Annotated in this window: 9 protein-coding genes and 2 pseudogenes; 7 read left to right on the forward strand and 4 right to left on the reverse strand. The window is 70.7% G+C overall.

Annotated features, from left to right (window positions below; all coding sequences use genetic code 11):
* Positions 1 to 156: 156 nt before the first annotated feature.
* Positions 157 to 585 (forward strand): annotated as a pseudogene (locus ACWD68_RS40970) (nucleotidyl transferase AbiEii/AbiGii toxin family protein); the annotation flags it as partial.
* A gap of 435 nt (positions 586 to 1,020) precedes the next feature.
* On the opposite strand, the gene ACWD68_RS40975 reads toward ACWD68_RS40970, so the two are convergent.
* A complete protein-coding gene (locus ACWD68_RS40975) occupies positions 1,021 to 1,527 on the reverse strand; it encodes a carboxymuconolactone decarboxylase family protein (protein WP_451811563.1) in 507 nt (168 codons plus the stop codon).
* 84 nt (positions 1,528 to 1,611) lie between these two features.
* Positions 1,612 to 2,355, reverse strand: a complete 744-nt coding sequence (locus ACWD68_RS40980) for a gamma-glutamyl-gamma-aminobutyrate hydrolase family protein (protein ID WP_451811564.1) — start codon at positions 2,353 to 2,355, stop codon at positions 1,612 to 1,614.
* Between the two features lie 230 nt (positions 2,356 to 2,585).
* Here ACWD68_RS40980 and ACWD68_RS40985 point away from each other — a divergent pair, with 230 nt between their 5' ends.
* The 3 genes from ACWD68_RS40985 to ACWD68_RS40995 all read left to right on the forward strand — a co-directional run bounded on the left by ACWD68_RS40985 (position 2,586) and on the right by ACWD68_RS40995 (position 5,748).
* Complete coding sequence (locus ACWD68_RS40985; RefSeq protein ID WP_451811571.1) at positions 2,586 to 3,512, forward strand: ABC transporter ATP-binding protein; 927 nt, start codon at positions 2,586 to 2,588, stop codon at positions 3,510 to 3,512.
* Positions 3,509 to 4,339, forward strand: a complete 831-nt coding sequence (locus ACWD68_RS40990) for an ABC transporter permease (RefSeq protein ID WP_451811565.1) — start codon at positions 3,509 to 3,511, stop codon at positions 4,337 to 4,339. Before ACWD68_RS40985 ends, ACWD68_RS40990 begins: the two co-directional genes overlap by 4 nt.
* Positions 4,340 to 4,491: 152 nt before the next feature.
* Positions 4,492 to 5,748: a nuclease gene (locus tag ACWD68_RS40995; protein WP_451811566.1), complete on the forward strand. Its 1,257-nt coding sequence runs from the start codon at positions 4,492 to 4,494 to the stop codon at positions 5,746 to 5,748.
* Here the strand turns inward: ACWD68_RS40995 and ACWD68_RS41000 are convergent.
* Positions 5,737 to 6,594 (reverse strand): helix-turn-helix transcriptional regulator, encoded by an 858-nt coding sequence (locus ACWD68_RS41000; RefSeq protein ID WP_451811567.1) that lies wholly within the window; start codon positions 6,592 to 6,594, stop codon positions 5,737 to 5,739. The two genes, ACWD68_RS40995 and ACWD68_RS41000, sit on opposite strands and share 12 nt — an antisense overlap.
* Before the next feature lie 386 nt (positions 6,595 to 6,980).
* Between ACWD68_RS41000 and ACWD68_RS41005 the strand changes: the two genes are divergently transcribed.
* From ACWD68_RS41005 to ACWD68_RS41015, 3 genes are all read left to right on the forward strand, one after another.
* The gene (locus tag ACWD68_RS41005; RefSeq protein ID WP_451811568.1) at positions 6,981 to 7,391 is read left to right on the forward strand and encodes a VOC family protein; all 411 of its coding nucleotides are present in this window, start codon (positions 6,981 to 6,983) and stop codon (positions 7,389 to 7,391) included.
* A 121-nt stretch (positions 7,392 to 7,512) separates the two neighbouring features.
* A complete protein-coding gene (locus tag ACWD68_RS41010; protein ID WP_451811569.1) occupies positions 7,513 to 7,977 on the forward strand; it encodes a helix-turn-helix transcriptional regulator in 465 nt (154 codons plus the stop codon).
* Positions 7,978 to 7,982: 5 nt separating this feature from the next.
* On the forward strand, positions 7,983 to 8,618 hold the full coding sequence (locus ACWD68_RS41015; protein WP_451811570.1) for a glyoxalase: 636 nt from the start codon (positions 7,983 to 7,985) through the stop codon (positions 8,616 to 8,618).
* 168 nt (positions 8,619 to 8,786) lie between these two features.
* Here the strand turns inward: ACWD68_RS41015 and ACWD68_RS41020 are convergent.
* Positions 8,787 to 8,890, reverse strand: a pseudogene (locus tag ACWD68_RS41020) (RNA-guided endonuclease InsQ/TnpB family protein); the annotation flags it as partial.

Here is an 8,890-nt window from a genome sequence, read left to right on the forward strand (position 1 = left end):
CTGATCGAGAGCCAAGACAGCACATGCACCTCCACGCTTTGCTGTATCAAACCGGGCTGGTTTCAACCCGGCTGGTGTTGATCGCGGAAGACCTGCCGGGTCGCTGGCCCGCAGGTAGCGTGAGCCAGGAATCCCCCTGCTTTAGCTGGGGGAGGATTCAACGTGTCCGACCCGATTACCGGGCAGGACTGCGAGGTCGACATCCTCAAGGAGGTTTTCTGGCGGCCGGTCGTCCAGAGCTCGTACGGGCCCGTCCTCGCGGAAGAGGACGTGATCGGGACCAAGGTCCGCGCCCTCGCTGACCGCGGTGCGCCCCGCGATCTGATCGACGTCTACGCGGCTTCACATCGCTGGAGCACGGGCGACCTCGAGAAGTTCGGCCGTCGGCACGCCCGTGGCCGCTTTGAGCGGGAAGACCTGCAGGCCAGCCTCACAGGGGCGGAGTGGACCGACGACGAGGCTTTCGCCGCCTACGGCCTCGATGAGGCCACCATCACCGCGCTGCGCGCCTGGGCCGTGGATTGGGCCGACGCCCTTGCAGCTTTGCTTCTCGAGGAGTCGTCCGATGAGCCGGACGTGGACTGACCGGGGAGCACTCCGCCACAACGTCGACGCTCACACGGACGGATTTGCCTGCGAGCCTGACAAGCGCTCAGGACGAGCGTCAGAGTTCCTGAGCGCCAGAGTGACACCGCTGCCAACCTGGTCGCCGATACCGCGCAAACCGCAGCTCCGGACGGGCAGGGCAGGCAGCCGATCCACTTGACCCGGGCAGTTGTTTCATAAGGAAACATGACCTCCCAACTGCGACAGACGAGTCGGAACATACGCCGGGTTTCGCACGATCCAGTGCGGGGCTTCGTGGGCCCGCACACATAGGTGCGGGCCCGTGCGGGTCCCGTGGACACGCAGGCGTTGGGGTCAGGTGGACGCCCGAGGCCCTGTCCGGTGGTGGTGCCGCCGGACAGGGCCTCGGGTGTGACAGGGAGGGAACGGGAGCGGGAAAGGGGTGGAGCGGGGTCAGGAGGCGTTGGGCAGCCGTGTGGTCATCGGGGTCCACGTCTTGGGGTTGATGCGCCAGTCCACCGGTTCCTGCTTGGTGGCGACGTTGACGCGGTTCCAGAGGTTGACCAGACCGATGTGCAGGACCACCGCGCCCAGTTCCTGCTCGTTGAAGTGCCGGGCGGCCTCGGCCCAGACCTCGTCCGACACCGGGTCCTTGTGGCCCTCGATGCTGGTGGCGGCCTCGGCCAGTGCCAGCACGGAGCGTTCGGCGTCGGTGAAGCAGGTCTGCTCCCGCCAGGTCTCCACCAGGGGCAGACGGTGGTCCTCCTCCCCCGCCTCCTCGAACTCGCGCTTCTTCACGGGTATCTGGACATCGCGGCCGTTGATCTGGCTCACCCGCAGGTGGATGAGCACGAGCGTCTGCAACGGCACGCCGACACTGTTGACGGCCTTGACCAGGGCGCGCATGGGCGGCAGGACATCGGGAACGACCAGCGACGGGTTGGGCATCCGCGGCGGCATCTTTAATTCTCCTTCGCATGGGATCGGAAAAGACTCTGCCCTCAGGGTCGCCTTTTCCCACGGTGACGGAATTTCGGCGGCCCGCTAATTCTTCGGGCGTCCGGCGGCTTGAGCAAGTGCCTCATGAAGTCGTCTGTCGGATGTTTGCCCGCATTCCCATTGCACACCGACCGCGAAGGGGTGGTCCGTGACTTCGACGGCCTCGACGATCCCGTCGGCGGCCCATCCGGTGGCGGTGAGGCCGGCGCCGAGCCGGCCGGCGGCCTGGTGGTGGTGGCAGGCGGTCCACGGCTCGTCCTCGTCGAGGACGGCCGCGATCCGGCTGCCCGGCCCGAGCTTGAGCGGATGGCGGCCGAAGGTGAAGGACGCGGTGCGCGGACGGTGGCCGTCGTGGCCCAGGGTGTCCGGCAGGTGCTGCTCGAGGGTGCCCCCGTGCAGCACGTTGAGCAGCTGCATGCCCCGGCAGATCGCCAGGACCGGCAGGCGGGCGTCAAGTGCCCTCCTGGCCAGCGCCAGTTCGACGCGGTCGGCGTCCGGGCTCATCGCCCGGGTCGCCGGGTGCGGGTCCTGGCCGTAGAGCGCCGGATCGAGATCGGGGCCGCCCGGGATCAGCAGGCCGTCGAGCCGGTCCACCAGGTCCGCCGCGCCGGGCAGCAGCGGGAGCAGCAGCGGTGTGCAGCCCGCCTCGGACAGGAAGGCCACGTGCGACTGGAGCGCGAGGCTGACGGCCAGGTCGCTGCCCTGGAGCGTGACCGGCGCGGTCCGCGCGCAGATCCCGATCACCGGGCGCCGGGCGGTGCCGGGTGGATCGTTCGTGACTGAATTCATGGCCACCCTCATGGGTTTGCGGGTTCAACCGAGGAAAGTAAGCAGATGAAACAGGCGCTTGTGCGGACGGTCATCGCTGCCAAAATAACCACGGGGTGAAGCGGAGGCCATCGTTCAGGACCGGGACGGTCTGCGACTACTGAACGGAATAGCACTCCTGATATCACAGGCGGGTGGGGAGCGTTTTTTCCCCGGGTGAAACTCTCGCAGGCCATTCAACCGAGGTGACCATGATCGAGGCCAAGAACCTCACCAAACGCTACGGCGACAAGACCGCCGTGAACGACCTGTCGTTCACGGTCGAGCCCGGCCGGGTCACCGGCTTCCTGGGCCCCAACGGCGCAGGCAAGTCCACCACCATGCGGCTGCTGCTGGGACTGGACCGGCCCGATGCCGGCGAGGCCACCATCGACGGTGTGCGCTACCGCGATATCGCGCAGCCGATGCAGGTGGTGGGCGCGCTGCTGGAGGCGCGCGCGGTCCACACCGGCCGCAGCGCCTACGACCATCTGCTCTGCCTCGCCCAGACGCAGGGCTTCGGCAGGCGCCGGGTCGAGGAGGTCATCGAGCGGGTCGGGCTGGCCGCGGTGGCCCGCAAGCGGGCGGGCGGCTTCTCGCTGGGCATGGGGCAGCGGCTGGGCATCGCGGCAGCGCTGCTGGGCGATCCCGCGGTGCTGGTGCTGGACGAGCCGGTCAACGGTCTCGACCCCGAGGGCATCGTGTGGATCCGCACCCTGATGAAGTCGCTCGCGGCGGAGGGCCGCACCGTCTTCGTCTCGAGCCATCTGATGAACGAGATGGCCGTCACCGCCGACCACCTCATCGTCATCGGCCGCGGCCGGCTGGTCGCCGACTGCTCCACGAGCGAGTTCATCGAGCGCAGCACCGAGCAGTCCGTCCTGGTCAAAACCCCCGACGGGGCGCGGCTGGTGACGCTGCTCGAGGCCGAGGGCGCCACCGTCGCCCGCACCGGCGACGGCGACCTGGACGTCACCGGGGTCGAGGCCCCGCGCATCGCCGAGATCGCCGCCGCTCAAGGCCTGGTCCTGCACGAGTTGTCGACCCGGCGCGGATCGCTCGAGGACGCCTTCATGGAACTGACCCGGGACGCCGTCGAGTACGACGCCGTCGCACCCACCGCCGGAGGCGTGAAGTGACCACTTTGAGCGCCCCCGCGCGCACAGCCGCCGTAGCGCACCGGCCGAGCTTCGGGCGGCTGATGCTCTCCGAGTGGACCAAGATCCGCTCTGTCCGCTCCACCGTCTGGTCGCTGGCCATCCTGGTCGTGCTCACCCTCGTCTTCACCGTGCTGTTCATGGAGATGGGCGTCGCGAACTGGGACAAGAGCGATGCCTCCCAGCAGGCCGCGATGCGGCTGGACCCGACCGGGACCATCCTGGGCAGCGGCATCCTGCTCAGCCAGCTCGCGATCTGCGTGCTGGGCACGATGGTCATCGCCTCCGAGTACTCCACCGGCATGATCCGTGCCAGCCTGCTCGCGGTGCCCAAGCGGGTGCCGGTGCTGGCGGCCAAGGGCGCGGTCTTCGGGCTGCTGGTGCTGGCCGTGGGCGAACTGACCGCGTTCGGCTCCTTCTTCATCGGCGCGCCGATCCTGCACAGCAAGGCGCCGGTCGCGATCGGCGACCCGGGGGTCCTGCGGGCCGTCGTCGGCTGCGGCCTCTACCTGTCCCTGCTGGGTCTGTTCGCGCTCGCGATCGGCGCGATCATCCGGCACACGGCGGCGAGCATCACCGGTGTCATCGCCTTCGTCCTGGTGATCGCCCCGATGGCCAAGCTGCTGCCCGGCAGCGTGGGCAAGCACATCCACGGTTACCTCCCCACGGAGGCCGGATACCTGATCACCCAGCAGCACCCCCGCACGGGCGACGTGCTGGGGCCCTGGCAGGGCCTGGGGGTGCTCGCGCTGTGGACGGCCGCCCTGCTGGCCGTCGCGGCGGTACTGCTGCAGCGCAGGGACGCCTGACTGCCTGGCCTCCGCGCCCGCCGCGGGCGTCCGCCGATCCGGCGGACGCCCGCGGCGTCGTGTTTCCAGAGAACGTCGACCTGCTCTCGACTGCAGCTAAAGACCCTCCTGCGACGCTCGTCGGCAGCGGCAGCAGAGAGGGAGTAACAGGAATGGCTCAGAGCAACGCGCAAGCCGTCTTGATAACGAGTGCATTCAGCCCCGTCCGGATGGAGGGCGTCGATTCTTCGACCCGCGGCGAATTCGATCTGAAGAATTTCGAGAAACTGCCGGCACGCGATGTCCCGCTCACCGCGCTGTCGCCCGGGGTGTCCCTGCGCCAGAGCGGCACCGACGCCGCGCACATCCAGCTCCTCGTCGACGCGGCGGGCTCGGCCGAACTGCCGCCCATCCTCGTCCAGGTGGACGGCTGTCGCATCATCGACGGACTGCACCGGCTGGAGGCCGCCCGGCTGCGCGGCGACGACACCATCCGGGCGCGCTTCCTGGACTGCTCGAACGCCGAGGCCCTGGTCATCGCCATGAAGGCCAACGGCGCGCACGGACTGCCGCTGTCCAAGGCCGACCGTGTCTGCGGAGCCCAGCGGGTGCTGACCTCCCACCCCGACTGGTCCGACCGCGCCATCGCGGGCATCACCGGCCTGAGCGCGAAGACGATCGCCTCGCTGCGCGAGAGGACGGCCGGCCACCCGCCGCTCGACGGCAAGCGCATCGGCCAGGACGGACGCCGGCGCCCGGTGGACGCCGGCGAGGGCCGCCGGCGCGCCGCCCAGTACATCGCCGCCCACCCCGACGCTCCGCTGCGCCAGGTCGCCCGGGAGACCGATGTGTCCCTCGGCACGGTCCACGACGTGAGCGCGCGGCTGCGGCGCGGCGAGGGCCCCGAACGCGACGGGCGCCAGAGCGCCGCCCGCCCCCAGCACATGCGGCCCGTGCAGTTCGTCCAGCCGATGCAGTCCCTCCCCTCCCTGCAGTCCATGCAGTCCATGCAGTCCATGCCGCCGGTCCAGCCGTCGGGGCAGGACGAGCGGACGGCGCAGGCGGCGGAGGCGGTCTTCGACGGCACCGGGCGGGCGCCGCTGCGGGTGGCACCCAACGCCGACGCCGCGCCGGGGCACCGCAGGAACCACACCGACCCCCCGCCCACCTGGGCGGCGGTGGCGGCCAAGATGGCCGCCGACCCCGCCATCCGCTACACCGCCGGCGGCCGGGAGTTCCTGCGCTGGATGCAGCTGCACGCCACCGAGCCCGGCGAGGACTGGCGCACGCTCGTCGACGCGGTCCCGCCGCACTGGCTCGGCGTCATCGCCCCGATCGCCGAGCACATCGGCAGGGAGTGGGGCCAGCTCGCCGAACGGCTCAAGACCCGCCAGGAACTGTGCCGCACTCCCCCGCGCTCACGGCCCTGAGGCGGCCGGCGCGACGGACGCCAGCCGCAGATGGCCCGCGGCCCGGCGCCGCGGGCCACCGGGAGCCGGAGCGACGGAGGCGCACCCGGGGTGCGCCATCACGGTGGCCGGGGGGTCCAGCGCGGGCAGCGCGAGCAGGACCGGCGGATCGGTGGCCCGGACCGGGCGCAGCCGCACCGCCGCGCTGGTGACACCGTCGGCGGCGACCGTCACGGCAGGCCGGCCGTGCCCCCCGACGAGCAGGGTCCGCCCGGCCTGCGGACCGGGCCCGACACCGGCGGCCTGCGCCACCGCGAGCAGGTGCCAGCTCCCGCCGGGAACGTTCTTCAGGGAGTAGCAGGACGGCCGGCCGCTGGGCACGTCGACGACGACCGAGGCGAGCGGCGCGTGCTGGACGACGGCCGTGCGGAAGGCACCCAGATACACGCGGGCGTTGCCGTGGCCCTCCGGCAGGCTGATCGTCCCGGCGACCGTGCCGCCCCCGGGCCACGCGGCCGGCTCCGGGTCCGGCAGTCCGTGCAGCCCGTCCCGCGACAGCCGGCGGAACCGGCCGGGAGACACTCCGACACTGGCCGTGAAGTACTTCGTGAACGAACCCAGGCTGTTGTACCCGATCGCCAGGGATATCTCGGTGATGCTCATCGAGGTGCTCTCGATCAGCCGTTTGGCCTCGTGCATGCGGACCGCGGCCAGAAATCTCCCCGGAGTGAGCCCGGTCTCCGCTTTGAATACCCGCGTGAAATAGAAACGGCTGAGCAGAGCGCTTTCGGCGATCCCGGCGAGAGTCAGCGGCTCACCGCAACGCTCCCGCATGTAGGCGACCGCCCTTTCCACCGCGTGGTCCATCCCGCACCTCACTCCCTCTTGATCCACCCAGCAGCGTGACGCGTCGGCGTCGCGCCCGGCTCGAGAAACGCTCGGGATCCGGCACAGAGGCGAACGGCAACCGCTCGGCACGGACAGGAACAACACCGCACCGCGGGAGTTCAGGGGCCCGCAGTGCGCGGTGCGCAATGCGGCGGTACGGCGGTACGGCGGTTCGCGGCCAACGGCCGGACCACGGACGGGCGGACGGGCAGGCAGACGGACAGGGCAGGCGGACGGGCGCGGACGTACAAGAAGGCAGGTGCAGGCAGGTGCAGGCAGGTGCAGGCGGGCAGGCAGGTGGAGACGGGGGGACGGATCAGGAATCGAGAAGCCCCGCTCACCGGGCCGCCGCTAGCGTGACGGGCATGGATCTCACCATTCATACGAGCGTCATCGCGCATGACGACCCGGACGCCGCGCTTGCCTTCTACCGCGGCGTCCTCGGCTTCGAGGTCCGCAGCGACGTCGGACAGGGCCGGGCGCGCCGGATCACGGTCGGCCCCGCCGGCCGGCCCGGCACGTCCCTGCTGCTCGCACCGGCCGGCGCCGGCCACGGGGTCACCGAGGCCGAACGCCGCACCATCGCCGAGATGATGGCCAAGGGCACCTACGGCTGGATCGTGCTGGCCACCGACGACCTCGACGCCGTCTTCGCGCAGGTACAGGCGAGCGACGCCGAGGTCGTCCAGGAACCGCTCCTGCAGCCCCACGGCGTCCGCGACTGCGCCTTCCGCGACCCGGCGGGCAACCTGGTCCGCATCCAGGAGACCCGCTGACCGGAGACCCGCTGACCCCTCCGGCCAGGGCCGGACCTGCCCGCCCCGCCCTGCTCTGTTTTCTGCTCCGCTCCCGGCATTCACCGAGGTTCTCCCGGACACGAGAGGAAGGAGTTCTCCCATGTGCCATCCCGCATGGCGGCGCGCGCGGATCGCCGCGCAGCACCTGCTCGATCTCGCGCGACTGCGCCGCGTCCGCGACCGGATCGACCGGCACTACGCGCAGCCGCTGGACCTCGAGGCACTCGCCCGCGCCGCGGACATGACGGCCGGGCACCTCGGCCGGCAGTTCCGCCTCGCCTACGGCCAGTCGCCGTACGCCTATCTGACGACGCGGCGCATCGAGCAGGCGATGGCACTGCTGCGCCGCGGCGACCTCGACGTCACCGAGGTCTGCGCCGCGGTCGGCTGCCCGTCCCCGGCCGTCTTCACCGCCCGCTTCACCGAGCTGGCCGGCATGGCGCCCCAGCTCTACGCCCGCCGCGCGGCGGACGGGACGCACGCCATCGCCTGGTATGTGAGTGACCCGGCGGACGGATCGAGCAGGAATGAAGAAGCCACCGCACCCGCACCGCAACTAGCGTGATCGGCATGACTTCCATCGCATCCATCACCCTCGAGGTGGCCGACCCCGCCGCCGCCCAGCACTTCTACACCACCGCCTTCGGACTCGGCTCCCAGGTGCGCCTGCGGGCCGGCGAGACGCCCTCGACCGGCTTCCGCGGGTTCACGCTGGCGCTCACGGTGTCCCAGCCGGCCGACGTCAAAAACCTCATCGCCGCCGCCCTCGAGGCCGGCGCCACCGAGCTGAAGCCCGTCGAGAAGTCGCTGTGGGGCTACGGCGGCGTCGTGCAGGCCCCGGACGGGACGATCTGGAAGGTCGCGACCTCCGCGAAGAAGGACACCGGCCCCGCCACGAAGAAGATCGACGAGATCGTGCTCCTGCTCGGCGTCGAGGACGTCAAGGCGAGCAAGCGGTTCTACGTCGAGCAGGGCCTGACCGTCGGCAAGAGCTTCGGCGGCAAGTACGCCGAGTTCACCGCGGACGAATCCAGCCCGGTCAAGCTGGCGCTGTACAAGCGCCGCGGGCTGGCCAAGGACCTCGGTGTCGCCGACGACGGCACCGGCTCGCACCGGATCGTCCTGGGCAGTTCCTCCGGGTCCTTCACCGACCCGGACGGGTTCGCCTGGGAAGCCGCCTCGCTCAGCTCCGCGTCCTCGTCCTGACCCAGGCCCCGGCCCCCGCTCCCCGACCCCGGTCCGGAAGGAACCCCCCCATGACGAGCACGAAGAAGTCCGCCAGGAGTTCCACCGCCACCGCCGAGAAGCACGACGGGTTCACGGCCGAGGAACGCGACGCGTTGACTTCCTCCCCCTCCTGAAGGAGGGGGATTCCTACGGCTTGCGCCGTGGGGTTTCCTGCTTCGTCGCCGACTGCCCGCCCGGAGTGCTCCGTTGAGGTCTTACGCCAGCTCCACAGGCTGTCACCGCCAGTCCGG

The organism is Streptomyces sp. NPDC005141 (genome assembly GCF_053599975.1).

Coding starts and splice junctions, on each gene's coding strand:
- ACWD68_RS40975 (WP_451811563.1), bottom strand. CDS start 1,527: ATGCCGCCGCGGATGCCCAACCCGTCGCTGGTCGTTCCCGATGTCCTG.
- ACWD68_RS41000 (WP_451811567.1), bottom strand. CDS start 6,594: ATGGACCACGCGGTGGAAAGGGCGGTCGCCTACATGCGGGAGCGTTGC.
- ACWD68_RS40995 (WP_451811566.1), top strand. CDS start 4,492: ATGGCTCAGAGCAACGCGCAAGCCGTCTTGATAACGAGTGCATTCAGC.
- ACWD68_RS40985 (WP_451811571.1), top strand. CDS start 2,586: ATGATCGAGGCCAAGAACCTCACCAAACGCTACGGCGACAAGACCGCC.
- ACWD68_RS41010 (WP_451811569.1), top strand. CDS start 7,513: ATGTGCCATCCCGCATGGCGGCGCGCGCGGATCGCCGCGCAGCACCTG.
- ACWD68_RS41015 (WP_451811570.1), top strand. CDS start 7,983: ATGACTTCCATCGCATCCATCACCCTCGAGGTGGCCGACCCCGCCGCC.
- ACWD68_RS40980 (WP_451811564.1), bottom strand. CDS start 2,355: ATGAATTCAGTCACGAACGATCCACCCGGCACCGCCCGGCGCCCGGTG.
- ACWD68_RS41005 (WP_451811568.1), top strand. CDS start 6,981: ATGGATCTCACCATTCATACGAGCGTCATCGCGCATGACGACCCGGAC.